The 26,657-nt window shown below is 43.3% G+C and carries 27 protein-coding genes; 6 read left to right on the forward strand and 21 right to left on the reverse strand.

The features are described from left to right. Positions 1-119 precede the first annotated feature (119 nt). From helD to AAEO50_RS06075, 4 genes are all read right to left on the reverse strand, one after another. On the reverse strand, positions 120-2,390 hold the full coding sequence (helD, locus tag AAEO50_RS06060; protein ID WP_341981560.1) for an RNA polymerase recycling motor HelD: 2,271 nt from the start codon (positions 2,388-2,390) through the stop codon (positions 120-122). Between the two features lie 546 nt (positions 2,391-2,936). Then, on the reverse strand, positions 2,937-3,872 hold the full coding sequence (locus AAEO50_RS06065; RefSeq protein WP_341981562.1) for an alpha-L-glutamate ligase: 936 nt from the start codon (positions 3,870-3,872) through the stop codon (positions 2,937-2,939). 92 nt (positions 3,873-3,964) lie between these two features. Next, the gene (gene mscL / locus AAEO50_RS06070; RefSeq protein WP_341981564.1) at positions 3,965-4,426 is read right to left on the reverse strand and encodes a large conductance mechanosensitive channel protein MscL; all 462 of its coding nucleotides are present in this window, start codon (positions 4,424-4,426) and stop codon (positions 3,965-3,967) included. Between the two features lie 310 nt (positions 4,427-4,736). After that, a complete protein-coding gene (locus AAEO50_RS06075; protein WP_341981566.1) occupies positions 4,737-5,696 on the reverse strand; it encodes a LacI family DNA-binding transcriptional regulator in 960 nt (319 codons plus the stop codon). A gap of 125 nt (positions 5,697-5,821) precedes the next feature. Between AAEO50_RS06075 and AAEO50_RS06080 the strand changes: the two genes are divergently transcribed. Beyond that, positions 5,822-5,962 (forward strand): hypothetical protein, encoded by a 141-nt coding sequence (locus tag AAEO50_RS06080; protein WP_341981568.1) that lies wholly within the window; start codon positions 5,822-5,824, stop codon positions 5,960-5,962. Positions 5,963-5,999: 37 nt separating this feature from the next. Here AAEO50_RS06080 and AAEO50_RS06085 read toward each other — a convergent pair whose 3' ends face one another. Beyond that, positions 6,000-6,323 (reverse strand): helix-turn-helix domain-containing protein, encoded by a 324-nt coding sequence (locus AAEO50_RS06085; protein WP_341981570.1) that lies wholly within the window; start codon positions 6,321-6,323, stop codon positions 6,000-6,002. Between the two features lie 151 nt (positions 6,324-6,474). Here AAEO50_RS06085 and AAEO50_RS06090 point away from each other — a divergent pair, with 151 nt between their 5' ends. Continuing rightward, complete coding sequence (locus tag AAEO50_RS06090) at positions 6,475-7,086, forward strand: nitroreductase family protein (protein WP_341981572.1); 612 nt, start codon at positions 6,475-6,477, stop codon at positions 7,084-7,086. 49 nt (positions 7,087-7,135) lie between these two features. On the opposite strand, the gene AAEO50_RS06095 is transcribed toward AAEO50_RS06090, so the two are convergent. Further along, a complete protein-coding gene (locus tag AAEO50_RS06095) occupies positions 7,136-8,782 on the reverse strand; it encodes a M20/M25/M40 family metallo-hydrolase (RefSeq protein WP_341981574.1) in 1,647 nt (548 codons plus the stop codon). Between the two features lie 190 nt (positions 8,783-8,972). Between AAEO50_RS06095 and AAEO50_RS06100 the strand changes: the two genes are divergently transcribed. Then, positions 8,973-10,274 carry an NCS2 family permease gene (locus AAEO50_RS06100; protein WP_341981575.1) on the forward strand — a complete coding sequence of 434 codons (1,302 nt, stop codon included), beginning with the start codon at positions 8,973-8,975 and terminating at the stop codon, positions 10,272-10,274. Positions 10,275-10,504: 230 nt separating this feature from the next. Here the strand turns inward: AAEO50_RS06100 and AAEO50_RS06105 are convergent, their stop codons facing one another. After that, positions 10,505-11,059 (reverse strand): histidine phosphatase family protein, encoded by a 555-nt coding sequence (locus AAEO50_RS06105; protein ID WP_341981577.1) that lies wholly within the window; start codon positions 11,057-11,059, stop codon positions 10,505-10,507. Between the two features lie 571 nt (positions 11,060-11,630). Beyond that, on the reverse strand, positions 11,631-12,674 hold the full coding sequence (locus AAEO50_RS06110; protein ID WP_341981579.1) for a tetratricopeptide repeat protein: 1,044 nt from the start codon (positions 12,672-12,674) through the stop codon (positions 11,631-11,633). A gap of 309 nt (positions 12,675-12,983) precedes the next feature. Between AAEO50_RS06110 and AAEO50_RS06115 the strand changes: the two genes are divergently transcribed. From AAEO50_RS06115 to AAEO50_RS06125, 3 genes are all read left to right on the forward strand, one after another. After that, a complete protein-coding gene (locus AAEO50_RS06115; RefSeq protein ID WP_341981581.1) occupies positions 12,984-13,934 on the forward strand; it encodes an L-lactate dehydrogenase in 951 nt (316 codons plus the stop codon). Between the two features lie 76 nt (positions 13,935-14,010). Further along, a complete protein-coding gene (locus AAEO50_RS06120) occupies positions 14,011-14,406 on the forward strand; it encodes a hypothetical protein (protein ID WP_341981583.1) in 396 nt (131 codons plus the stop codon). A gap of 9 nt (positions 14,407-14,415) precedes the next feature. Further along, the gene (locus tag AAEO50_RS06125) at positions 14,416-15,078 is read left to right on the forward strand and encodes an SIMPL domain-containing protein (RefSeq protein WP_341981629.1); all 663 of its coding nucleotides are present in this window, start codon (positions 14,416-14,418) and stop codon (positions 15,076-15,078) included. 61 nt (positions 15,079-15,139) lie between these two features. Here AAEO50_RS06125 and proC read toward each other — a convergent pair whose 3' ends face one another. The 13 genes from proC to queG form a co-directional block, all read right to left on the reverse strand. Then, complete coding sequence (gene proC, locus AAEO50_RS06130) at positions 15,140-15,946, reverse strand: pyrroline-5-carboxylate reductase (protein WP_341981585.1); 807 nt, start codon at positions 15,944-15,946, stop codon at positions 15,140-15,142. A 201-nt stretch (positions 15,947-16,147) separates the two neighbouring features. Continuing rightward, positions 16,148-16,351, reverse strand: coding sequence for a hypothetical protein (locus AAEO50_RS06135; protein WP_341981587.1), 204 nt, complete (start codon positions 16,349-16,351; stop codon positions 16,148-16,150). A gap of 6 nt (positions 16,352-16,357) precedes the next feature. Beyond that, the gene (locus AAEO50_RS06140) at positions 16,358-17,374 is read right to left on the reverse strand and encodes a phosphotransferase enzyme family protein (RefSeq protein WP_341981589.1); all 1,017 of its coding nucleotides are present in this window, start codon (positions 17,372-17,374) and stop codon (positions 16,358-16,360) included. A 35-nt stretch (positions 17,375-17,409) separates the two neighbouring features. Further along, positions 17,410-17,709: a YciI family protein gene (locus AAEO50_RS06145; protein ID WP_341981591.1), complete on the reverse strand. Its 300-nt coding sequence runs from the start codon at positions 17,707-17,709 to the stop codon at positions 17,410-17,412. Between the two features lie 180 nt (positions 17,710-17,889). Further along, on the reverse strand, positions 17,890-18,381 hold the full coding sequence (locus AAEO50_RS06150; RefSeq protein WP_341981593.1) for an STAS domain-containing protein: 492 nt from the start codon (positions 18,379-18,381) through the stop codon (positions 17,890-17,892). A 135-nt stretch (positions 18,382-18,516) separates the two neighbouring features. After that, positions 18,517-19,677: a sporulation protein YhbH gene (gene yhbH / locus AAEO50_RS06155; protein ID WP_425383159.1), complete on the reverse strand. Its 1,161-nt coding sequence runs from the start codon at positions 19,675-19,677 to the stop codon at positions 18,517-18,519. Positions 19,678-20,052: 375 nt separating this feature from the next. After that, entirely contained in the window at positions 20,053-20,223 is a 171-nt protein-coding gene (locus AAEO50_RS06160; protein WP_341981597.1) for a multidrug ABC transporter ATPase, read from the reverse strand. Between the two features lie 85 nt (positions 20,224-20,308). Next, on the reverse strand, positions 20,309-20,503 hold the full coding sequence (locus tag AAEO50_RS06165) for a hypothetical protein (protein ID WP_341981599.1): 195 nt from the start codon (positions 20,501-20,503) through the stop codon (positions 20,309-20,311). A 100-nt stretch (positions 20,504-20,603) separates the two neighbouring features. After that, positions 20,604-22,499: a PrkA family serine protein kinase gene (locus AAEO50_RS06170; RefSeq protein ID WP_341981602.1), complete on the reverse strand. Its 1,896-nt coding sequence runs from the start codon at positions 22,497-22,499 to the stop codon at positions 20,604-20,606. Positions 22,500-23,084: 585 nt separating this feature from the next. Then, positions 23,085-23,834, reverse strand: a complete 750-nt coding sequence (gene nfsA, locus AAEO50_RS06175) for an oxygen-insensitive NADPH nitroreductase (protein WP_341981604.1) — start codon at positions 23,832-23,834, stop codon at positions 23,085-23,087. A 91-nt stretch (positions 23,835-23,925) separates the two neighbouring features. After that, complete coding sequence (gene trmL, locus AAEO50_RS06180) at positions 23,926-24,414, reverse strand: tRNA (uridine(34)/cytosine(34)/5-carboxymethylaminomethyluridine(34)-2'-O)-methyltransferase TrmL (RefSeq protein ID WP_341981606.1); 489 nt, start codon at positions 24,412-24,414, stop codon at positions 23,926-23,928. Between the two features lie 64 nt (positions 24,415-24,478). Continuing rightward, a complete protein-coding gene (locus AAEO50_RS06185; protein WP_341981631.1) occupies positions 24,479-25,351 on the reverse strand; it encodes an amidase domain-containing protein in 873 nt (290 codons plus the stop codon). Between the two features lie 90 nt (positions 25,352-25,441). Then, entirely contained in the window at positions 25,442-26,584 is a 1,143-nt protein-coding gene (queG, locus tag AAEO50_RS06190) for a tRNA epoxyqueuosine(34) reductase QueG (RefSeq protein ID WP_341981608.1), read from the reverse strand. Positions 26,585-26,657: the final 73 nt, after the last annotated feature.

Below are 26,657 nucleotides of genomic sequence, written 5' to 3' on the forward strand. Positions count from 1 at the left end.
AGTCAGATAATGCCAAAACTCTTTGCCTCTATTATACTACAAAACCATGACAAATTACCTATAATATGTAAGACCCGTCCCTCAGTACATGTAAGCACTGAAGGACAGGCCTTAAACTTTTACCTGTTGATGAATTGGTTCATGTTTTTTCCAATGAAGGAAAGTTTGTGAAGCGGACGGGTCATCGCAACGTATTGCAGCTTGATGTCCAGTTCGTTCTGACTGCTGAATATTTCGTCGATGACCGTAATCATGACGACATCAAATTCCAGTCCTTTTGATAAATAGGAAGGGACCACGACGATTCTGTCCTTTGGTATTGACTCCTGCTCCTCCAATAGCTTCACTTTCCCGGGCATTTGCTCATCGAGGATTTTATAGATCATTTTACAATCCTTCATGCTTTTCCCGATGACGGCAAATGTTTGGAATCCTTCTTCTCTACCTTGAGATACCTTGTCTCTGATTATGACTGAAAGCTCCTCTCTCTTCTTATACGTATAAGAATCAGGGGCTTCCCCGTGACGGACAACCGGCTTCACCTTTGGAAATTCATAAGGCAGGAGGCTCAGAAGCTTATTCGCTTCTTCCATGATTTCAATCGTCGTACGGTAGCTTTTTTGAAGCTCAGTATATGTGGCTCTCGGAAATACTTCCTTGAAGACGGGATCCCATGCTTGAAGCCCCCTGTAGGAATGAATGCCTTGAGCGAGATCCCCTACCAAGGTAAACATATCGGTTTCTAACGCCCTTTTCAGTGCATATAGCTGCATATAACTGTAATCCTGTGCTTCATCGATTACGATGTTTTTTGCTTTATAGAACTTGTCGATTCCGAACAGATGAGTCTGCAAGTATAGGAGCGGTGCAAGGTCCTCCAGCTCGTATTTCTTCTTCATCAGGAGATTCACCGAATAGAAGCAAAGATCCTCCGCCTGACTCATATCCAGCTCGCCATGCGAGTACTTCACCAGCCGTTCCGGATTTGAAAAGAGCTCTGAATAATACTGTTCCAGATTTTTCTTTTCAAACTGCTTCATATACTGGGAAACACTTGTCCTGACTGCCTTCTTCACTTCTTCGAGCCTTTCAGCCTTCTTATCCAGTGCTTTGGAAATATACTCTTTCCGGTTAGCGGCACCCGTACGCTGATAAAGTGCTTTCTCAATCTTCCCGTCAAAGAAGGTCTCCACTTTCTCGATCATTTGCTTCTTATTCGTACGTACATAGCTCTGCAATAAGGATTTCAGCTTCTCAAGTCTGCGGTAGACAGGCATATAAGTATATTCTTCTTTGAAAAGATACGTGAATTTCTTTGCTGAGTAGAGTTTGTATTTGTCCACATAGAAGTCTTCGGATGGGTAGAACCTTTTTTCGATTTCTTCAAGATAGTGATCGAGGATTTTTCTGAAGGTTTTTGATCCCTTGAACCCAGAAATCCATGAAGCCTGTTGGACCGCCGAATCACGATTCTGCTCAATCAGCCTGATCAGCTTGTCATCTTCAACCAGCTTCAACTTCTTTTCGAGACAGGTCATGACATAATCGGAAAAAGTCGTCTGCCTCACTCTTTCCACGCCAAGCTCGGGCAATGCTTCCGAGATGTAATCGATGAAGAGATTACTCGGAGCAAGAATCATCAGCTGCCTCGGATCAAAATGCTGTTTGTAATTATAAATAAAGTAGGAAATCCGGTGAAGGGCTATGGTTGTTTTCCCGCTGCCTGCCGCACCCTGCACAATAATCGGTCTGTTCAGGTCGGCCCGGATGATCCTGTTTTGTTCTTCTTGAATGGTGGAAATGATTTCGGTTAGTCGATTGCTGGAACTCTTGGCTAAAGAATCCTGAAGCAGCTCATCTGTCGTGGTCAGGTCGATGTCCCTGATCTCTTCAAGATCCCCGTCCTCAATCATATACTGGCGCTTTAAGGAAAGATCCCCCGCATACGTTTCACCCTCTGCCTCGTATGAGACATCACCAATCCTTCCTTCATAATAAAGATTAGCAATCGGCGAACGCCAGTCTACGATGATTTGTTCCTGGTTTTCACGTTGATACAAGGATGTCTTTCCGATGTAGTGCTTCTCTGTTTTGTCTGAACCCTCATTTTTAAAATCGATTCGGGCAAAATACGGTTTATTCTTTGCTTTCAGAAGAGATTCCAATTCTTCTTTCGACATTTCGAAAAAGCTCGAGTTTGTCAGGATGTCGATGTAGGCCGCACTCGACTCTCCCCAATCGACATCTCCAAATGCTTTTTCCATATTTTCTTTGTACTTCTCTTTGCTTGACTGCGATGTTTCAATCACCACGTCAATATACCTTTTTGTGAATTCCAGTCGTTCAGATTCATTTGAAAAATCGGGGTGTAATGCTGATTCCTTCGTCATAGCTTTCTCCTTTCGAATGTGGTTTTACGCAATGGAGAAATAAACGTCTTAATCATGCCGCCGGGGTAACGACTCCCGTGCGGTCTAACACGTTAAATGAGAACTATAGAAATCTGTAAAAATTATGTAGGCGTTTGGGAGCAGAAATATATATTATCAGATAATTGGTAAAAGTTCAATAAGAAATGCTGCGGTGGCTCGCCCAGCCCCGACAAGCAAGAGTTAATGACCTGGACACCAGATATGTACGGATAAAGTTCAAATTGAGGTCAGTTTGATACTCGATTTGACAGTTCTTCCAAAATATAAAGTGAAAAATTCATTCCCCTCCTTAAATTCAACAGGAATCTTCGAGTTTCGGACCATAATCTTCGAGTTTGTGCCAATAATCTTTTAGTTTCCACTGAAAATCTTCGAGTTTTCTCCGATAATCTTCGAGTTTCCCAAGTAATTCATCCGTTTTTCCAATTCACTTCCAATAAACCGTCTATCTGAAGCACAAAAAATCCCCTCTATAAAGAGGGGCCGCCACAATCCACATGTACTTTATTCAACCTTGTCCAATTCTTCTCCCAAGTACTTTGCAAGCTCAAGCATGCCAAATTTCCCTGCAGCCTGTTCAGCATCCTTGTTATAATTGGTATTCGTATTCACATCATACGTATACAAAGATCCGTCAGCATCCTTGATGAATTCTATACCGGCGACATCAATTTTATTTTCACGAAGGAAGGATTGATAGTCAGAAATGATTCCGTCATCGAAATCATCGATCACCCGGAACTTCGGTGCTTCTTCTTTCTCTCCCACCGGACAAAATAATTCATCGATTTGACAGGCATCAGCTGGACATAGTTCAAAGCCCTCGGATGTATCTACGCGGACGGCATATAGAAACTTCCCGCCGACAAACTCACATCTGGTGATGGACGAGTCAGGTGATTGAATATATTCCTGAATTAACGTTGTACCGTCTAATGGTTCCTCAAAAGAATCACTGTAAACATACTCCTTCAGCGCTTCTACTGAATGAAATAACTGTACGCCCAGTCCTTTACCGGCACGGTTGTGCTTTGTGATGAACGGCAGCGTGCCAAGCTTTTCGGCAGCCTGAATAATGTGTTCTTTTCCGACCGCAGCAATGGTCTTAGGTGTTTTGATTCCAGCTGCATTCAATGACATATATTGATTCACTTTACTGACTTCTAAACGGAGTGCACGGGTCCCATTCAAAACCTTTCGATCATGCCGTTCCAGCCAGGACAGAACACTTTCCGTCAGTTCCGGTGCATAACGATGGTTTCGTGTATGGGATGACGCACTGATTCTATTATAGAATACCCCTTGTGGAGGAGCTGCTGTTAAATCGACAACCCCTTGGTCGAGGAACCATTCTTCATATGGAAGCTCGAGTTCATCCAACCGATTTGCCAGATGGTTGGTCCATTCACTATTTTCATGGATCACGTAAATTTTTTTCATTGCGATTCCCTCATTCATAGTAAGATACTAATTCTGACTTAAATACAAAGTAATCCTACTATAAAAGTAGGATTATTGTCAAAATCGAGTATTCATTTCACTTGCCGTTTATTCTTAATGTGTATTTTCATACCGCTTTTGGTGATGGAGGGCTGTGCTGAATCTTTCAACTGGAGCGGCTCACTCGCCTTCTCCACCTTTAACAGATCTCTAATTTCCTGCAGGACTTCAAGATTTGTCGTCTGTTTGACTTTATACTGCTCCTCCCCTCCCTTTAAGCGGTTGAAGAGTTTGATCATAAGAAAAATACTGGCGGCAACGAGGATGAAATCGACTGTAGTCTGAATGAACTTTCCTATTTCAATCACCTCAGCTTTCACTTTGAATGTCAGTCCTTCAAAATTGATCCCGCCGAAAAGAATGCCGACAAAGGGCATCATGATATCTTGAACGAGGGATTCTACCATCTTCCCAAACGCAGCTCCGATAATCACCGCTATGGCAAGATCGAAGACATTCCCCCTTGAAATGAACTGCTTAAATTCTCTCCACATCATCCCTTCACCTGCCGTTTCATTATTAAATCATATGGCTGAAACCAGGCAGGTATGAGGACAATCTGAGGTTCGAACTTGAACCTCAGCCTAAAAAATATGAGCCGGCCCTATCCGGACCGGCTCGCTATTGTGCTTTTACATAATATACTTTCTTACGATTGCAAAAAGAAGGAATAAGGCAACAACAAACATGACGATGACCAGGATTTTTTCTTCTTTATTACCAAGCATACTAATTCGCCTCCCTGTAATTTACCCATTACCCAGTGTAATATAGTTTTACCCCGGATTCAGCTTCCAACACTTACTACACCGTTTTACGCTCGTGCAGAGAGGTTTCAAGAATGACGGGGGAGAGATGATCTTCCTCAAAAAACAGTCGAAACGCTTCCTCCCCCAGCTGTCTGATCGGCATGTCAAACGAAGTAATATCAAAGACATCCGATATGGGATGATTATCAAAACTTAAGATTGCCAGTTCATCAGGAACGACGATGCCCTTCCTGCCTGCTTGAGATACGATCCCGGCGGACACCTGATCACTTGTCACGATGAGTGCGGAAGGCTTATCCTTCAAAGCCTCCCACTGTCCAACGACATCCCTTCCGTCCTTTAGGTGGATGCATTCATTGAAAATCCAGTCTTCCCGCACCTCATTCCCGGCTGCTTCAGCAGCATCATAGAATCCCCGAACCCGTTCCTCACTATTTGTTCCAAAAGTCCGATGAAGACATAACCCAATGTCAGTATGGCCTTTTGAATGCAGGTAGTCCATTCCGGTTCGGACCGCTTCATAATGGTTGATAAATACTTTTTTCGCCACCCCATGAAGGTTTTCACAAAAAACGACATTCAACCCTTCCATGAATGAATGGAGCGTATCGAGAGAATTAGCCCTTGAAGTGATGATGAGACCATCTACCTCTTTCATTTGGAGGCGGTGGAACGCATCCAGTTCTGCATCTTTCTCATAATCGGTCTGAAAGATTTTCAGGTGATACCCATGTTTCAATGCTTCTCCAGCGATTCCCTCCAGTATTTCACCAAAGTATGGAAGATTCAAGAAAGGAAGAACAACCCCTATACAATACGTTTTACCTTTGGATAAGTAGACGGCATTAGCATTTTTTATGTAATTCAGTTCTTTTACGGCGGCCAGAACTTTTTGTCTCTTTTCTTCTATTACATAAGGGTGATCATTTAAGACCCTAGATACGGTTGAAACCGAGACACCGGCCAGCTGGGCTATTTTACGAATGTTAGTCATGATATCCTCCCCTCTTTTCAAAAGAAATTTTTTCTTCAGTAAGTGCTTGCTCTGAAACGCGTTTCACAGATTATAGTCAAGATAAGGTTAATCCATAAATACAAGAACGACAAGGAGGATGCGTTATGCTTGGTATTTTGTATCTCCCCATTCTTTGTTTCATCATTGTAGGGGGCAGTTATTTGGCATTAAAGCCTATTGATTTTTTCACGCAGACAGATGCAGGTGACCCGTTCGAACCTTTGTTCAAAAGACATAATATGTAATGCTTAAATAACTGCTTTCCTGCGGGAGAGCAGTTTTTCAATGCTGATCGGACTGATTCATCCAATTCTCCGCCCATGTGCCAACTGCCTCAAGAACCAGTTGAAGATCTCTCCCTTTTTGTGTCAGGCTGTATATGATTTTCACCGGCTTTTCATCCCCGCATTCCCGCTGGATAAGCCCGCATCCTTCCAGTTCTTTCAATCTCTCAGCAAGAACCTTCTGACTAATATTTGGGATTCGCTCATTAAGATCTTTAAAACGGCAGCTTCCGTCAAATAATACTTTTATAATCATTCCGATCCAGCGTTTTCCCAATAGGGAGAAAGCTGCTTCGTATTTAGGACAAATGGTTGATTTCATGATGGTACACACTTCCTTTAAGCCTCAATGCTTGACGCAAAAAAATACGTCCGTTATAGTGGTCATGTTATTAAAGTTACTTACAAAAAGTAAGCATCATCCAAATATAACCTATATTATAGCACTTTTCTCACATCAAGGAGGCAATATCATGGCAAACTTCTTTCAAGTGGCAGAGGAACGCCGCTCAACGAAAGTGTACAACCCAGAGGTTGAAATTCCTCGTGAAGAATTGGTTGAGATTCTTGAAACTGCAGGAAGGGCACCTTCTGCATGGAACCTGCAGCATTGGAAATTCCTTGTATTTGATCAGAAGGATGTTCAGGAGCGCTTGCTTCCGATTGCATATAATCAGCAGCAAGTCGTCGATGCGTCAGCAGTTGTTGCAGTACTGGGCGACCTGGAGGCCGATAAAAATATCGACCCCGTTCTCGACCCCTCAGTAAAAAAAGGCGAGATGACACCTGAACTGAAAGAGATCCTGACAAAGCAGATAAAGGGTGCCTACAGCCGGGATCAATATCCAAGAGATGCCGCATTCAGCAACGCATCACTTGCAGCCATGCAGTTAATGCTGGCAGCCAAAGCAAAAGGATGGGACACTTGTCCGATCGGCGGCTTTAATCCCTCTGCACTTGTATCAGATTTCAATATTTCAGATCGCTACTTGCCAATCATGCTAATCACCATCGGCAAGCCGCTTAAGGAAGCAAGAAAAACTGACCGCCTCGATATCCGCAATTTAATTGATTGGGCGGAATAAAAGGAAAAGCCACATCCATTAGCGATGTGGCTTTTGATTTGAATAAGAATTATATATTTATTAAATCCTTTGTCACCCTTTGGATAATCTCAGGCAGAACAGTAAACGTATAAGGCTTATATACTCGTTCTGTCCATTGATGTCCGTCTTTTCCGTAGACACCAATGTTAATGGAAGGAATATTCAGCTTCCGGATCGTATCGATCGGCACCGGATACAGGTTGTCAATCATCGGAAGATTCTTCTTAATAACCTCGATGTCTTCATCCTCTTCATGAAGCGATAGAAAGCTTCCATCTGCAAGATAAGGAAAGAACCGTTTCACTACGAACTCTTCCCCCGTCTCCCGGGAAATTTCATTCAGACAGCAGCCCAGCACTTCCTTCACTTTCTTTCCATACTCATTCTCTTCATTCAAATAGTTATGAGGCAGAAATGGCGGAGCGAAGAAGATGATGACTCTCGGTGTCCGATCAGGATCGAGGTGCTGCAGTGCTTCAACCATTTTGTAGGCAATCGTCCTTCGATCCTCCCCTTCATGGCCGCGATACACTTCCTCCATGACAGGCTCCGGATCAAGACCTCTCTCCTTCAGCCAGAAGATGTATTCCCTTAACGTCAGGACATCCACCTTCCAGGATAGCTCCCGTTTAGGAAAGCTGTGATAGCTCCGGTAATTTTCATACTGCTCATGGCTGCGTTTTTCAAGTTGCGCCACCGCTTTCATCGCTGCTTTTTTCATTTCATATAATACATCACGTGCAGTTTTTTCATATACAAAGTAGTTGAAATAAATCGACGTGCTTAAAGGAGTCTGCACATTATATGCTGTCTTGTCGTCTTTGAAATAAAGGCAGGACGGCGGCAGGGTGAATTCACCGGGTATTTTTTCGACAAAATCAAGGTTCTGATTGATTTCCAGGTTGATTTTTGAAGCAATTGCCGTTGGATCGATGGAGGTCAGTACATCCCCGACATGTGCTTCTCTTCCATAAATATAAAAGCCAGGCAAAAATTTGCCCGCTGCTCCGGTATAAATATATCTCTTACAATCCCCGTCATATATCGGGGAAATAAAGTCTGTATTGATGGCGGCCAAATAGTCAAGCCCTTCACTCTTCAAGCGGTCGAGCTCGTTTAAAGCAGCAATCAGTCCGGCATGCTCACTTTCTTCATCACCATTGAATAAGAACAATAGATTTCCCTTAGGAGGCTGACTTTGTTCGGAAAAATGAAGCATATTAGCCAGATGAACGGCGATGCCGCTTTGCATATCAAGGGCTCCTCTTCCAAACAGCCAATTCCCCGAAAGGGCATCTTCCCTCACTCTTTCTTCCCCTTCATAATCCATAAAGAATTTCTGCAGGAAATCCGGGTCATGGGCCATTTCCTGAAGGGCCCCGTAATCATCTGTGCCGACCGTGTCGTAATGGGCATGGAATAATAAGGTCTTTGCCGATTCTCCATCCAGGAGGGCAAATACATTCTTCCGGTCAACCCCGTCATTCGGAACTTCTTGCATCCAGACTTTATCAGGATTCTTTTGAAAGTAAGGAAACGAACGGATGATTTCATATATATACTGAGCTTTTAGGCTTTCCCCTTCTGTGCCATTATAGCTTTTCAGAGCGACTAAAGATCGTGTGATGTGTTCAATCTGCTCGGAGATCGATTTGTTTTTCAACTGTAGATGCACGTTAGGACCGCTCCTTTCTATATAAATATTCTCTATAATTGATAACATCTTAACGAAAAAGCAACCGTTTTGGAAGGGGTTTCAAAATTATTTTTTATTATTTTTTTGGATTAACTATTGAATTCAGCTCTAATACCGAATATTATATTAGTTGTGTGTTTTTAATGTTCGTTTTTATGGAGGTATCACAATGTTTAAATTACAAGAGAACGGCACTACTCCTAAAACAGAAGTACTCGCGGGATTAACGACGTTCCTGACGATGGTGTATATCGTGATCGTCAACCCGATTATTTTGGCGGATGCCGGTGTACCGTTTGACCAAGTTTTCTTGGCCACGATTATTTCAGCCGTCGTCGGTACATTATGGATGGCGTTGTTCGCAAACTACCCGATAGCGATTGCTCCAGGTATGGGATTGAATGCTTACTTTACTTACTCGGTGGTAGGTGCGAATGAGGATATTTCGTACGTTGTTGCATTTTCTGCCGTATTTGTTGCTGGTATTATATTTGTTATCCTTTCACTTACCCCTTTCAGGGCAAAATTGATTGAAGCGATTCCGGAAAATTTAAAGCATGGTATCACGGCAGGAATCGGATTATTTATCGCATTCATCGGATTACGCCTGACAGGTTTGATCGAAGCTCATCCAACCAATTTGGTGCAGCTTGGGGATCTGCACTCATCGTCTGCACTTCTGGCACTTGCCGGGCTTGCTGTGACACTTGTGCTGATGGTGATGAATGTCCACGGGGCGTTATTCATAGGGATGATCGTTACCGCATTGATCGCCTATTTTACAGGTGAACTTTCTTTTGATAAAGGATTCTTTGCCATCCCTCATCTTCCTGAAGGCATCATCATCAGCAATCCGCTAACCGCGTTTGCAGATGTTGTTCAATACGGATTGTATGCAGTAGTCTTCTCCTTTTTACTCGTGACGATTTTCGATACAACCGGTACGATGATCGGGGTTGCCCAGCAGGCAGGATTGATGAAAGGCAACAAGATGCCAAGAGCACGTGAAGCACTGCTTGCAGACTCTGTGGCGACGACAATCGGGGCTATGTTCGGTACAAGCCCGACATCCGCCTATATCGAGTCTTCTGCTGGTGTTTCCGCCGGCGGCAGAACCGGCCTGACGACATTGACCGTATCGATCCTATTTATTGCCGCTGCCTTTTTCGGTCCGCTTGTCAGCGCACTTTCAGGGATATCTGCCATTACAGCCCCTGCGCTGATCATCGTCGGCAGCTTAATGATGGGGAGCATCTCTCATATTAAGTGGGATCAGCTTGATGAAGCGTTCCCTGCATTCCTGATCATCCTGAGCATGCCTCTCACATCAAGCATTGCAACCGGGATAGCACTTGGATTCATCTCTTACCCATTGTTAAAAGCATTCAAAGGGCAATGGAAGCAGGTACATCCGCTTGTTTATATTTTTGCGGTATTATTCTTCTATCAACTGGCATTTCTGCCGCATTAAAGAAAAGCGCAAGCGCCTTGTTCAGCCCCGACAAGCGTTGGAGGGCCGCCCGGTGAAGTCGTTCTTTGACTTCAGTGGGTGGACCGAAACGTCTCGAGGGGCTAGGCGCTGGAGCTGGACCATTCTCGAATTATATTTATACTTTTGCAGTTATAAAGAAAATCGCCCGGAATTTCCCCGGGCGATTTTCTTTATAGCTTTGATTAGGAATTCACGACTCAGGCTTTGCCTCACTCCCACACTCTCTCCACTTCAACCAGTACTTTTCCATCGAAGGTCATCTTATAAATATCAGGCATTTCGAGACCCTTCCAAAAATCGAGATTGTAACGGTCATCAAAATGATTCATGATCAGTACCATGATGTTGCCGTGTGTCCCTACTGCTACACTTTTTCCTGCGTATTTATCTAACATGTTGAGGAAGCAACGTACTCCTCTTTTCTGCGCTTGAAGGTTGGATTCACCACCCGGAAAAGAAAAATGAGGTTCTCTCCACACTTTCCCGATCGCCTGAGAAAAGTCTTCGACAGGTTCTCTGGAAAGTGTCCTTTCCTTCATATCTTCATAAATATCAATCTTCAGTTTATGTATCGAGGCGGTTCCCTCCACCGTTTCCACCGCCCGTTTATAGGGGCTTGAGCATACTGCATCAATATTCTTATCCTTCAGGAGTGCTGTCACCCTTATAGCGTCACGCGCCCCTTTTTCAGAAAGCGGTCTCTCCAATTCTTCCGGAGTATAAACAGAGTGGGCATGTCTGACGAAATAAATACATGTATTCATCGTTTCACTTCTTTTCTTAAAAGCTTGTATAGCAATGGGAGCATTGCTGAGCTGTTTTTTGTCTTTTTTTTCGTTTATGGCACTTTGGGCATTCAACTTCTTTTGAATTGAGGTCAATTCCTTTATTGCCGTGCAGCCATCTTAAAGCCCATCATAATGCCGATGATAACTAATATGAAAGCTCTGTTAAACACCGCTGTTGATTTCCGTGCAAGACTTCGCTTTCCGCGGGCGGCCGGTGAACCTCCTCGTCGCTCTGCTCCTGCGGGTCAGAAAAGCGGAGGCGGCTCGTTCAGCCCCGACAAGCATAAGATGAATGGGCCGGGAAGGCGTCTTTTGCCTTCTTGGCCCATTTAGCTTATGACCTCGAGGGGCTAGCCGCAAGAGTTGGACAAGTCTCACCTGTCTCGCTTTTCCCGCAGGAGTCTTCGTCTTGCACTCCAACCAACAGCTGGAATAGGTTAAAAACAAAATTAAACTTTAACACAGCCAATATGAAAGCAGCATCCAAAAAACCTTTTCCTTACTATCAATACTTCATACGAAATTTCAGAAAAAAGGTTTCATTTATTTACTGATCCCAAATCTTATCAAGCTGTCCTGCATAAAACATAATCGCTTTTCGATAAGATTGTATCGTTGCATCCCCAGACGTCTCAGCCAAAAGAGTAAGAAGGATCTCCATTGCATCACTATGTTCATTTAAATTATGCAAAGTCATGCTATAAAAGAGTTTGAGTGCATTATTCGCAGGAAATCTTTCTATTCCCTTCCTCAAAACCTGTTTGGCATTTTCATATTTCCCTAATGTGCGGTACGTGCTTCCTAGTCCCAAATAAGCACCTTGAAGTTCACCTTCATTTAAACCGAGTTGCAATGCTTTTTTATAGTAAGGTATGGCTTCAAGTTCCTTTCCGAGGGTATCATGACTCCATGCACATTGATATTGAACCCTTCCATTATCAGGTGAATCTTGTATCAAATTTTTAAAAAGATCAATCGAAGCCTGTATATCTCCCTCTTCTCTCAGTTTAACACCTTCTTTGATCCTCTCTTCAATTGTTCCATGTCTGCTTTGTTTAGGGCTATACTCAACGAGCCATGAATCATGCCAGACTCCCTCATGCAGTTCATTATTAGGCAGGATTTTTATTTTTCTGTACCCGCATTTTTCATAACACCTTATCGCCCTTTCATTCCATACCATCGGATCCATGACAAGGCGGTCGACTCCCAATGTGCCGATCAAATATTTCTGCAATGCATTGATCAGCATGGTGCCGACTCCGCGGTTCCAGTAGTCCGGTTCCCCGATAAATTGATCGGTTCCATAGATTTCTTCATTGGAATGATTGTATCCGTATTTGCTCCGTTCTTCTTCTTCAATCGGATAATATTGGACGTATCCAATCTCTTTCCCTTCAAAAAGGAACATGTACCGGAATGCTTCATCACTTTGAACGAAAAACTTTTCTTCAACCATTTCAATTGTAAATGGACAGTCCCTGCCTTCATAATATTGAAGCACTTCAGGATCGGACAGCCATTTCGCCAATATGTACTTATCGTCCTCTTTAAGCGGACGAATCTCTATATCTCCATTACAGATTTCCATCTCTCATACCCCCATCCTTCTATTACTATTCACCTCCACCCGCCGGAAATCCTCCAATCCTTTAGTCGAGTGAGGGACGGGCTTTTAGCGCTGGATTGTAATAAAGGATTTTTCATACTTTTACTGACGCAAGGAATTTTTGACAATCAGGTGAAAATGAATGATATTTTGATTGTTTAGGTATTTTTTTAAATGGATAGAAGTAGAATAAGCCAAGTATTCATGTTATCATTAGTTTGTGAATTATTTCACATTTTTTTCGAACAAGTTCCATTAAAAACTTCTATTACGTTAGGTGTGTGAGGAAGAATGACAATCAAATGCACAAACAAAGTGGCCCTTATTGGAACCGGGTTTGTCGGTTCAAGTTATGCTTTTGCCCTATTGAATCAAGGAATTGCCCACGAACTCGTATTGATAGATATGAACAAAGAAAAAGCGGATGGAGATGCACGCGACCTTAATCATGGACTTGCTTTTGCTTCTCCAATGAAGATTCACGCTGGTGATTACAGTGATTGCAAGGACGCAGATATCGTGGTGATCACAGCCGGAGCAAATCAAAAGCCCGGTGAAACACGGCTTGACTTAGTAGGAAAAAACATTAAAATCTTTAAAAGCATCGTCGAGCAGGTAATGGCCAGCGGATTTAATGGTATCTTCCTTGTCGCAACTAACCCTGTGGATATATTAACGTATGCAACCTGGAAATTTTCTGGTTTGCCTAAAGAACGAGTCATCGGTTCAGGGACGATTCTGGATACAGCCAGACTCCGTTATCTTGTAGGTGAACATTTCGACATTGATACCCGTAATATTCATGCTTACATTTTGGGCGAGCATGGTGATACCGAGTTTCCTGTATGGAGTCATACAACGGTCGGGGCGAGTCATTTAAGTGAATTGATTGATATGGATAAAGAAGACGTTCAAGAGAAATTGGATGAAATCTTCATCAATGTAAGGGATGCCGCTTATCATATCATAGAACGGAAGGGTGCCACATATTATGGAATCGCCATGGGTCTGGCACGGATCACGAAAGCGATTTTCAACAATGAAAACAGTATCTTGACCGTTTCTTCACTGCTTGACGGCCAATATAACCAGAAGGACATTTATATAGGGGTTCCTGCAGTCATCAACCGTGAAGGAATCCGCCAAGTAGTAGAGCTTCCATTAAATGAAAAAGAGCAAGGTCAATTCAGACATTCTGCCGAGACGTTAAAAGAGGTCATGCAGACAGCCTTCGGGGACTGAGCACAAGACATAGACACGCACGCAGAGGAAACCTCCTCATAAACTATTGAGAATTCGTTTATGAGGAGGTTCTTCTATGTACGACGATAGACAGTTATTCCCTGGATTTCCTGGAGGCGGCGGTTTTCCGGGTGGTGGCCCCGGCGGCGGTTTCCCAGGAGGCGGCCCACCGAGCGCAACTCCGCCTGGAGGACAGCAAGGAGGAGGTAATCAGCCTCCACCGGGGCCGCCGCCAAGCTTCACGCCCCAGATGACAACCATGCAGGGCGGACCAAGCGTATTCGCTGTAGACCCCGGGGCGATCCGCCGCTGTTTATTCCGATACACTTATATATGGCTGCAAAGAGATCAGTTTTGGTTCTATCCGATATTTATTGGCCGCCGTTCGATTGCAGGCTGGAGATGGATCGGCTGGAGATGGGTATATTTCGGCATCGATTTAGATAATATCCAATCCTTTACGTGTGTGTAGGCGATGAATATGTATTCCTATCCTTCCTATTTTCGTACAAATCCCGAAGTCAGATCTAGAAAGATTACAGTCACTGGAGAACATACGATGTATGTAGATCCTGATCAGGCGATTGTATCACTTGGAGTCGTTACCCAAGATGAAGATTTGGAAGAAGCTCAAAGACAAAACCGGGAGATATCAAACCGGGTTGTACAATCACTGGTGGACAATGGGATACCAAAAATGGACATCCAAACCTCCACCTATCAAATTTTCCCCAAATATAATTACGAAGATGGAAAGCAGATCTTCACGGGTTATGAGATAAGGCATGTTTTCCGCGTCACGGTTAATGACATCGAATCTCTCGGAAAAATAATTGACGACGCCATAAAAAGCGGGGCAAATCGGGTAGAAAATATTCAGTTTGTAAACTCTGATCCTGCAAAGACTTACCAACAGGCACTTGCAGCGGCTTATAAAAAGGCCTATGAAAAAGCACTTACCCTGTCTAATCAATCAGGGCAGCAATTGGATCCGCATCCCAAATCCATTACAGAACATTCGGGCGCAGCGGTGATTCCTTTTGCTTCCACATCTCTCGTTCAAGCAGCAGAAGATAGCACAAGCCTGCAGCCCGGCCAGATCGGAGTAACGGCTTCCCTCACAGCAGAATACCGAAGCTATTAAACGAAAGGCCCGTCCCTCACCGCTTTAAAGCAGTAGAGGAACGGACCTTTGATTTTGCATTTTATTCGCCCAGTGATTTTGATTTACTTCCGCATGCTTCCATGGCGGATAAGATTGCTCCCCTGAATCCATTTTTCTCAAGCGCTGAAACTGCTTCAATGGTGGCTCCGCCCGGGGAGCAGACAGCGTCTTTCAGTTCTCCGGGATGCTTGCCTGTTTCAATCACCATTTTGGCTGCACCAAGTACAGCTTGAGCTGCCAGCTCATACGCTTGATTTCTCGGTATGCCCTGAAGAACTGCACCGTCTGCGAGAGCCTCGAGGAACATAAACACATAAGCAGGTGAAGATCCACTTACTGCAGGAATCGCATCCATCAGGCTTTCTTCCACCCGTTCTGCTTTGCCGAAGCTTCGTAAAATGATAGAAACCTCATCCAATTCTTTTTCTGTTAATTGTTCATTCACACAATAAGCCGTCATCCCCTCCCCTACTAATGAAGGCGTATTCGGCATCGTGCGGACTATCTTTATACTTTTGCCGAACTGAGCTTCCATCCATTCCAGCGTGATTCCCGCAGCAATCGTCACAACAATCGCGCCTTCTTTCACGGTACCTTTTACTTGTGAAATAACCTCTTTATATTGATCTGGTTTAATGGAAAGAAACAATATATCCGAGAAGCCTGCAACAGCCAGATTATCAGCTGTACATTCAACCTGAAATTCTTTGGACACTTCCCTTCTTGTTGTATCTGATTTCGCACTGGTCATGACTGCTCGTTTATCTACAATCCCAGCCTGCAGTATTCCACCTAAAATGGCCTGTGCCATATTTCCGCACCCAATGAAACCTATCGTTTTCTTCATAATGCTTCACCTCTGTCATTAACTATCATCTTTAGAATCATAACAAACTTTTTCACCTGAGTGAATAATAGAGAAATCGGAAATGACCACCTTTCCCCGCACCGCACTTGTACTTGCCCAATTATGAAGCTCCCTCCAAAAACCTTTTCAACAAAAAAAGACCTGAAGAAATCCAAGATTCCTCAAGTCCTCAATCCTTCTTTATTCAGTCAATTTTCCACAATGCGGACAAAGTGTTTTTGTATAATCTTCCGGAAGTTTTTTATGACAGCGAGGACAGGTTTTCACATACTGCGGATGATCGAACAAATCCTGAGACAATCCATAACCGCTTTTAAACGTTCTCATTGTCAGACGGACCAGCAGCCCGATCACCAAACCCGTTACTAACAGCGCCCAGATCATACTCCCTTATTCCCCTGCTTTTCGCAGAATCGCCTTGAAATCAAGGCTGACCATTGGTTCATCGTTCATCAGCCTATCTCTCAGACCTGTCAGTAACGATTCCTCAATCTCTGATAAATTGGTCAGGTCCCACTTCTTGTGGAAAACCGTGTAAAGTGTGAAATCCCGCAATAATAAAAAGGACGGCATATGCTCGATCCATCCTTCTTCCAGCGAATACTCTTCCAAATATCCGCGCAGAAAAGCCGTTAAAAAGGATTCACCAAATTCAGAACGCACCTCCAGCTTCTCCTTTCTGTGTTTCCACCACACAGAATAATAAAGAGGAATCGCTATATCACTCAGGAAGAAAAACTGCATGCTGTCATCGAAATCAAACACATGAATCTCGCCATCATGATAAAAAAAGTTCCCCGGATGAATATCTGAATGGATGACCCCAAAGTTTTCAGGAGTCTCTTCCAGTTTCTGAATTTCTTTCTTGTTCCGCTCTGCTTTTTCAATTATAAGGGAATCGTCTGAGGAAAGATATTTCGAATAGTGCATGATATCATCTTCATCCCATCTTGCCCTCACGAACTCTCCTGCTTCATATGTCTTTGTTATCCGATGCATTTTGCCGGTGGTTTTCCCCCACTCTTTAAACAAATCTTCATTGAACAGGTCATCCTTGACGCTTACCGGCTTGCCGGGAGCCTTATTGAATAAGCACACATAAAAACAGGTATCCCCTGTGTCCAGTACTTCAACCAATCTGCCTTCCGCCGATTGATTGACAAGCGGCACATTGACTCCTTTATCATGTAAATAATTCATCCAGCCGAACTCCGCTTCCACATCTTTTCGGGAGCGGTGGGAACTGTGGGTCAATCTCAATATAAACGGTATTCCTCCCTTGTGGACTTCATACACATAGTTTTCAAAATCCCCCAGCTTCTTTGCATGTGAAGCATCACACCCATACTTTGCCGCCGCTGCCTCAAGAAGCTCTAAACTGAACAGTTTTTCTATCCATTGTTCCATCTTTTATTCTCCTTATCCAGTAGTGAGTGATCTCCTTATTCTTTCAATAAAGCTACACGGTATGGAAACAGTTCTCCGGTCATGATTCCTTCATTTACTGCAGGATCTTTCCTCATGAACTCCTCTGCCTCTGATTCAGTTTCAGCTTCAAATACCACGATCCCAAATGCATTTTCTTCTTCGTTCAATGTTCTTCCCGCCAAAATGACCACACCGCGATCTCTGTAGTCCTTTAAACGTGCAAAATGGTCCGAAACGACTTTTTCATCTTCAGTCGTCCAATTCTCTTTTTTATGTAATCGCGGAATCAGTTTCAAAAAGTAGATATATTCCATATCAGCCCTCTTTTTCTTTAATTTTTGTCCTACTATAAATATACTACTTTTTCTCACGGGATTCCTTTTATTACGGCACTGTTACTGTTTCGTACCTATTCAGCCGATTGAATTCATCAACATTTTCAAACCAAAGACTTCAAAAACGGACAAAAAAAACAGCCCCTGAAGGCTGGTCTCTTATTTTTTGATACTCTGAAATATTAATCCTCTTTGATTCATTAAATATTGAAGAGCGGTTTTAAACGTCAGGAAGCTTTTCACTTCCAAGATCTGCTGTACTCCGGAATTTACGATAATCTGAGTAAGGGATGGGGTGAATCCAACAAAGAGAACCTCTATACCCATCAAGGAAATAGCTTTTGCCAGATTATCGACATACGTGCCGAATACATCCATTTCACAAATTTCTCTTTCTGAAATAGCTGAGAAGTCTATGATGATTGTATTAATATCTTCTTGATAAGAAACATTTAGGATTCTGGTGATAATCATCTCAAATCGTTCAGGTGAAAGGCGCCCGGTTATCGGTACGAGAATGGTTTCCGGAACGATGGATGGGATGATTGGTGCTGAAATATCCCTGATTAATTCCTCTGATTCTTCCAGTTGTTTTTTAAGTTGAGAAATTTCCTCTTTCAGCTCATGGATTTGCGTTAATTCGTTTGTCATTCTAAACCTCACCATATTAAATTATTTTATACCCTTATTTTAGCACCAATCTTCACTGAAAGAGTATCATTTTTTCAAGTACCAGCACATTCCCGGACAAACAAATAAAAAACCAGCCTCATCGGCTGGTTTTTATCACGCAAATGCTTTTTCTTCTTCTTTCTTGAAGAAGCTTCTCATGGCATGGAATACATCGGCTTTTTGCTTGAGGATATAGTAACGGAAGTCTTCATTCTTGATGTTTTTGTAAGCGGACATGAGGGTTGAGTGACGGTTATACTGGTTTACTTCACCGTATCCGAACATGCTGGATACTTTCATTAATTCTTCAACAAGCTTGACGCAGCGGACATTGTCGGACGTTAGATTGTCGCCATCCGAGAAATGAAAGGGGTAAATATTATATCTTCCGGGATTGTATTTTTCATCAATGAGTTCCAACGCTTTACGGTAAGCAGATGAACAGATCGTCCCTCCGCTTTCCCCTTTTGAGAAGAAATGTTCCTCAGAAACGACTTTCGCTTCAGTATGGTGGGCGATGAACTCTATTTCCACAGTTTCATATTTTGTCCTTAAGAATCGTGTCATCCAGAAGAAGAAGCTTCTCGCCATGTATTTCTCCCATACGCCCATACTTCCGCTCGTATCCATCATCGCTAACACAACGGCTTTTGATTCTGGCTTCAATACTTCATTCCAGGTTCGGAACTTCAAATCTTCCGTTATGATCGGATGAAAGCTCGGTGCGCCTTTCATGGCATTCCTCTTAAATGCAGACATCATCGTTTTCTTCTTATCTATATTTCCCATAAGCCCTGTTTTACGAATATCATTGAATTCAATGTGTTCCACGGTTTGGACATCCTGCTCTTTCTTTCTCAGGTTAGGAAGTTCCAACTGACTAAATAATGCCTCTTCAATTTCCATGAGAGACACTTCGGCTTCATAATAATCTTCTCCTGCTTTATCTCCTGCTCCTTGACCTTTACCGGGTCCTTTCTGCTGCTGAGAGCCGTCTCTCGCGATCACATCTCCAACCTGACTGTCGCCGTCGCCTTGCCCTGCATGTTTATTTTTATCATAGTTGTAACGGATTTTATATTCATCTAATGAACGAATCGGGATTTTGACGACATCACGGCCATTGGACATAATGATGTTTTCTTCGGTGATCAAATCAGGTAAATTATTTCTTATCGCATCCTGTACTTTTTCTTGATGCCTTTGCTGATCATCGTGACCTTTGCGGTGGAGGGCCCAATCTTCCTTGGAAATGACAAACTGATGATTATCCATTTGACTCAAACTATTCCCCTCCTTAAAAAATTTTTTCACATTTTTTCTTTACGCTGCATACACTATGTTGACTGCCTAAACTAGTACTTCTTCCCCTAAATGAATGAATCGGGGATTACTCTATCCTATGCAGAAGTATCGATAAATTTACAAATAATTTCGACAATTGAACGATCTTTTCAGATTTGGACGAGCCTATTTTTTTCCTGTAAATGAATACTATGATATGTATACAGTTATGCCTGACAATATGTAAGTTTGGCAGGAGAATATTTATTACATATTTGTAAATCACCCGCTGAGGATCTATTATAGATTCTCAGCGGGCATTTCTTTTTTTTCAAAAAAAATAACCAGGCGATTTCACCTGATTACCTACTCTTCTTCATATTGAGCCGGATCTTGTGTTCGATTGTTGTTCTTCAACTCTCCGCTGGAACGCAATTTTTCCATTTGCTTGCCTAGCTTGATCAATTCCTCCATATTGGAGGCCATGCTTCCGTTAAAAGGTTCTGCTTCTTCTCGAGACTGAGGTTTAGAAGACATCCCCTTCACCCACTTTCGTTTGAATAATGGGTCCGACTCTCTATCTACAGCTTATTATATTCTGATTTTTCTGTCAATAGATGTGTTATTTATCTCTTTCTTTATATTGAACGGGATCCGGCTGTTTATCGTCTTCTTTCAGCTCATCATTCGTACGGAGCCTGTCCATCTGTTTTCCAAGCTGCTCCATCTCTTGCATATCGTGTGCCATCGAGCCGTTGTCAGGTTCATAGTTTTTATCCAGTTCTTGCTTTTTATTAACTTCATGTTTCTTGGTCATTTTATCATCACCTCTTACCTTTTACATTTCCCCTCTCTTTTCTTTAGTAAACAACAAAGAACGGGGTGTGCTATCACACCCCGTTCTTGATATCCTTTTGTTAACGATTTAGCAGGCTTCCTACATAGCGGAGCAGTTCATTGGCTGACGTTGAGTTATATCCGTGCTCATCGATTAGGCGGGCAACGACTTCGTTGACCTTTTTGAGCTGCTGTTCATCCGGCGTTTTGGTGGAGGTTGTGATTTTCACTACATCCTTCAGGTCGGCAAACAGCTTCTTCTGGATTGCTTCACGCAGACGGTCATGTGAATTGTAATCAAATCGCTTCCCTTTACGGGCATAAGCTGAGATACGAATCAGGATTTCTTCACGGAATGCTTTCTTCGCATTTTCTGAAATACCGATCTGCTCTTCAATTGAGCGCATCAACTTTTCATCCGGATTGATTTCTTCACCTGTCAATGGATCATGCAGTTTTGCTTTGTTGCAATATGCCTCGACATTATCCAGGTAATTATCCATAAGCGTTTTAGCCGACTCTTCATATGAATACACAAAGGCTTTCTGTACTTCTTTTTTCGCGATATCATCATATTCTTTACGGGCAATCGAAATGAAATTCAAATATCTTTCACGCAGCTCATTTGTGATCGACGGATGCTGATCGAGCCCTTCCTTCAGTGCCCTTAGAACATCCAGCGCGTTAATGGTCGGTATCTCTTTACGAATGATCGTAGATGAAATCCGATTGATTACATAACGCGGATCGATACCGCTCATTCCCTCGTCCTGATACTCTTTCTTCATTTCATCCACATCGGCAGAGTTAAAGCCTTCGACGCTTTCTCCGTCATATAGGCGCATCTTCTTGATCAGATCAATGTCACCGCGCTTCGGTTCTTTTAATCGAGTCAAGATGGTGAACATTGCAGCCACCCGTAATGTATGAGGCGCAACGTGGACATTCGATACATCGCTTTCCCCGATCATTTTTTCATAAATCTTCTCTTCTTGGGTCACTTTCAGATTATATGGAACCGGCATCACGATAATACGCGAATGCAATGCCTCATTTTTCTTATTGGAAATAAAGGAGCGATACTCCGTTTCATTCGTATGGGCCACAATCAGCTCATCTGCCGATATCAGCGCAAATCGTCCAGCTTTGAAATTCCCTTCCTGAGTTAGGGATAATAAATGCCATAAGAATTTCTCATCACATTTAAGCATTTCCTGGAATTCCATCAAACCGCGGTTCGCTTTATTCAACTCGCCATCGAAACGGTAAGCACGCGGATCGGATTCCGACCCGAATTCGGCAATCGTCGAGAAGTCAATGCTTCCCGTCAAATCAGCAATATCCTGTGACTTTGGATCAGATGGACTGAACGTCCCGATCCCGACACGTTTGTCTTCTGAGAAAAAGACTCTTTCTACCTGAACATCTTCAATTCTGCCCTGGTATTCTTTTTCAAGCCGCATTGTATTTAACGGTGAAAGATTCCCTTCAATCCGAATTCCGTATGCTTGATGGAAGTCCTCCCGTAAATGCTGTGGAATCAAGTGAAGCGGATCCTCGTGCATCGGACAGCCTTTAATGGCAAAAATGGCTCCTCGGTCTGTTCGGGAATACTGTTCCAAACCGCGTTTCAGCATGGATACAAGCGTCGATTTACCACCACTGACCGGTCCCATCAAAAGCAGGATTCTCTTTCTCACGTCTAATCGTTTAGCAGCAGGATGGAAATATTCTTCCACCAGTCTTTCAAGCGCCTCTTCCAAGCCAAATAATTGATTGCTGAAGAATTTATATCGTCGTTTCCCATCTACTTCTTCGACTCCAGCATCCTTGATCATATTATAGACTCTAGAGTGAGCTGATTGACCAATCCAAGGCTTTTCCTTCAACAACTCCAGATACTGAGCAAACGTCCCTTCCCATTTCAGTTTTACTTCTTCTTCTCTGTACTGTTCAACCCTTTTTAAAATATCCATATGGACCTCCCCCTGTCGCTTAATGAGAGACGATTAATATACTGTATGCGCTTGTTCACTCTAACATGTTAAGAAGATGTATTTCGTTCTGATTTACTCGGGAGATGCCGCAGCGAATTTGACAAGATCCCCGTCCTTATATAAAAGAACTATTATTTCAGGGATGATACTTTTCTATTCTTAAAGGAAGTTAATGAATTTGTCACAAAAATATTCCTCTTTCATTCACAACTTTGAAAAAATAGGCTATACTAAAGACAGACTGTGGAATATGAAACTGGAGGTTACCAACTATGGGTACTTTAATGATTTTAGGTGTGACTGCGGCGTTCTTAACAGCTATCTTCACTGCTGGTTATAACGACAAGCCAGGTTCTAACTAATTAGTTGTCAGAAAAGCAGAAGTGCCTTGTTCAGCCCCGACAACGCTCTAGGACCGACCGGTGAAGTCGCTCTTTGACTTCAGTGGGCGGACCGAAACGTCTCGAGGGGCTAGGCGCTGCCGCTGGACAAAAAACCCCGGAAAAGCTTGTGCTTTTCCGGGGTTTTTTGGATTGTTCAGCTAATCACCGCAGTTGATTCATACTACCGCTTATCAAACCCGCGCTTCTCCACGAACTCCTTCATATACATCCTCTTCTTACCTGACAGCATTTTTGCCATCTGTTCTGTCCAGCGGTCGGATCGCTTGCCGCCTGTACGTTCATGATAGTAGGAAGAAATCGTTTCATCATAGCGGTCTAATTCCGCTTTCATCCCGGCCTCATCAGACATATATGCATCTTCGTGATACACTGCATTCAGCGGCAGGCGAGGCTTGACGCTGGAATCTGCAGCTGGATGCCCGACAGCCAGACCGAATAACGGGATCACGCGATGCGGCAGTTGGAGCACTTCGCTCACTGCTTCCAAGTCGTTTCGAATTCCTCCTATATAGCAGATCCCCATTCCCATCGATTCAGCTGCAATCGAAGCGTTCTGTGCAGCCAATGACGCATCGATCATCGCGACCATGAATTTCTCTGTGCTCTCTAAAGAAGAAATCACGTCTGCATCCTCCCACTTCCCGATGTTTTCATGGCGATATAAGTCGGCACAGAATACGAAAAAGTGGCCATTCTCTTCTACATAGCTCTGACCCCCCGCGAGCTCGGCAAGTTTTTTCTTTTTAGCGGGATCCTTCACCCCGATGATGGTGTATGCCTGAATATAGCTCGAGGTACTTGCTGCTTGGGCACTTTGGACAATGGTATGAATCTGTTCGTCCGTCAATGGTTCATTTTTAAAACTTCTGATCGAACGGTGATTCAAGATGGTTTCAATCGTCTGGTTCATATATGTATATCTCCTTTTCACTTGGCTCTTCCTATAGTATAAGCCAAATGAAAAAAGGAATGAAAATCATATGATTCTCATTCCTTCCTTATTACTTAGGCAATTCTCTATGAAGACCTGGGTAGTTGCGCTGCCTTAATGCTTCGTAGATCAATATGGCTACCGTATTGGACAGGTTCAACGAACGGACATTTTCATTCATCGGGATCCGGAGTGCACGGTCCAGATTATTTTGGATCACGTCATCAGGCAATCCTGATGTTTCCCTGCCGAAAATAAAGTAGTAGTCTTTATCCTCCACACTGTAATCAAAATGAGAATGCGGGGTTTTTCCATATTTGGTTAAGTAGAAAAATTCTCCGCCTTCGTTCTTCTCAAAGAATTCATCAAGAGAATCATAATAAACGATATTTACAAACTGCCAGTAGTCTAGTCCTGCCCTGCGCAGCATTTTATCGTCCGTCGAAAAACCAAGTGGACGGATCAGATGCAGCGTTGTATCTGTCGCTGCACATGTTCTCGCAATATTTCCTGTATTTGCTGGAATTTCTGGTTGATATAATACAACATGTACTCCCATGTATGTCACCTCATTCATAAAACTCTATGTGACATTATACCATTTATCTGCGGGAGGACAATACTTAACGGTCATCCACAATCGTATAAAACTTATACTTGATGTTCGGAGTATAGGCAGTGGAGTCTTCATACTTCCAATATCTCATCCTGCTGTTGAATGTGTGGGCATTCACTAATGGCATTGCGTCGGCATCTCTTCCTGTCACAATCGTTGTGTGATCAAAACGGCCGTCTCCCTCAAAATCATAGCAGATGACATCGCCAAGTTTCAGTTTATGCGGACCTTCCACTTCTCTTGCACGAAGGCCGATGGTTGACGCGGGCAAATGCAGCCTCATCGCGTTTGCTACCGTCCAGCTGTAGCTCCAATTGTTATTTCTCATCCACCAGCCTTTTCCCTGTGATGGGTACCCTCTCATCGGGGCATTTCCTGCATGAAGGCACTGAGAAATATAGTTCGTACAGTCATTCTCAAACTTCCTGTAAGCAGGGTTGAACGTGTTCCACCATTTCTCTGCATACTGAACAGCTTTTAAACGGTCATACTTAAACGAGAGATTTCCTCCCCTTTTTTCTTCAGGAATTTCTTCCTTTATGTCGAGACCATCGACGACAGCAGACACTTCTTCATCATTGTATATGCGTCGGTCATAATAGACCGCTCTCCGACTTTCTACTTCTTCCTCTAAATATATAAAAGAACCATGCTTCATTAAGTATTTATAATGAACATCATAGAGGACAGTCTGGGTATCATCGGGCATTCTTGAAATTTCTTTCACTTTGCCGGACGCTTCGACTTTCACGATTTCTGCATTCCGTTTCTCACAGGATTCTTTTTTTCTTTTTACTTTATCATGCTGAAATTGGGTTTGCCCGCGCGTTGTATACTCACTGATCACATGTTGGATGTCATCCATCAGTAGTTTTCTGATCATCGCCTTCCCTCCTCTTTTCATTTCTATGAGGAACATGCATTTTTCACAACAAAAAAGGATAAATCCAACTCTTAATTGGACTTATCCTTATCCCGCGTCAGGGGCAAGCAGCCGAAGACCTTTGTCGATCTCAGCGAGCACGTCTTCGTCTTTTTCAATTGTTTTCTGCTTCACTAATGCTTTTTCTGCTTCAGTTCCGCCTATTTTCCCTAAGGCCCATGCAGACGTCCCGCGAATCACCGGCCGGACATCGTTAGCCATCACTTCAATCAAATCTTCTATCGCTGTCTCGTCCTTATAATGAGCGAGCGCAATGATCGCATTCCGCTGAATCGGCTTCTTGCCTCTCCATGAACCTGAAACATGCCCGTACTTTTCTTTAAATTCACGGTTGCTGATCGTAAGAAGGGGTTTCAACAACGGCTTCGCAATTTCCGGGTCGGGCTCCATTTCTTCATGAAAATGAAAGTCCTTCCCTTTATTTTCAGGACAGACGGTTTGACAGGTATCACAGCCATACAACCGATTTCCGAGCTTGACACGGTATTCATCTGCAAGGAAACCTTTTGTCTGGGTCAAAAACGCGATGCATTTCTGCGCATCAAGCTGTCCGCCTTCGACCAGGGCTCCAGTCGGACATACGTCGACACATTTATTGCATGTCCCGCACTGATCTTCCATCGGTTCATCCGGTGCAAATGGCAGGTTTGTAACCATTTCACCCAGGTATACATACGAACCGAACTCGGGTGTGATGATGGAACAATTTTTACCGCTCCAGCCGATCCCGGCACGTTCTGCCACTGCCCGGTCAACCAGCTCACCTGTATCCACCATTGATTTAAAGCGTGCCTCTGGAACACGCGAAACAATATATTCTTCTAATTTAGCAAGACGGTCCCGCAGCACATGATGGTAATCGGTTCCCCATGAAGCTCTGCAGAAAATCCCGCGCCTTTCCCCCCGTTTGCTTTGAGGGGCATCCTTCATTCTGGAAGGGTAGGCAAGTGCAATGGCGATGATCGATTTAGGACCATCGAATATGAGTGAAGGGTCGACCCGCTTCTCTATGTCCTTTTCTTCAAAGCCTGATTGATACCCGAGCATTTCCTGCCTCAACAGCCTGTTTTTCATTTCAGAAAACGTGTCCGATGTCGTGAAGCCGATCTTATCAATCCCTATTTCTTTACTGTAGTCGATGATATCCTGTTTTAACTGATCGAAATCCATTGCAGCAGCCTCCTTTCCATTTATATAAAAACATATGAATTCGTCAAAAATGATTACAGCCGAGTATTATGAT

The organism is Rossellomorea oryzaecorticis, assembly GCF_038405515.1.
Taxonomy (GTDB): domain Bacteria; phylum Bacillota; class Bacilli; order Bacillales; family Bacillaceae_B; genus Rossellomorea; species Rossellomorea oryzaecorticis_A.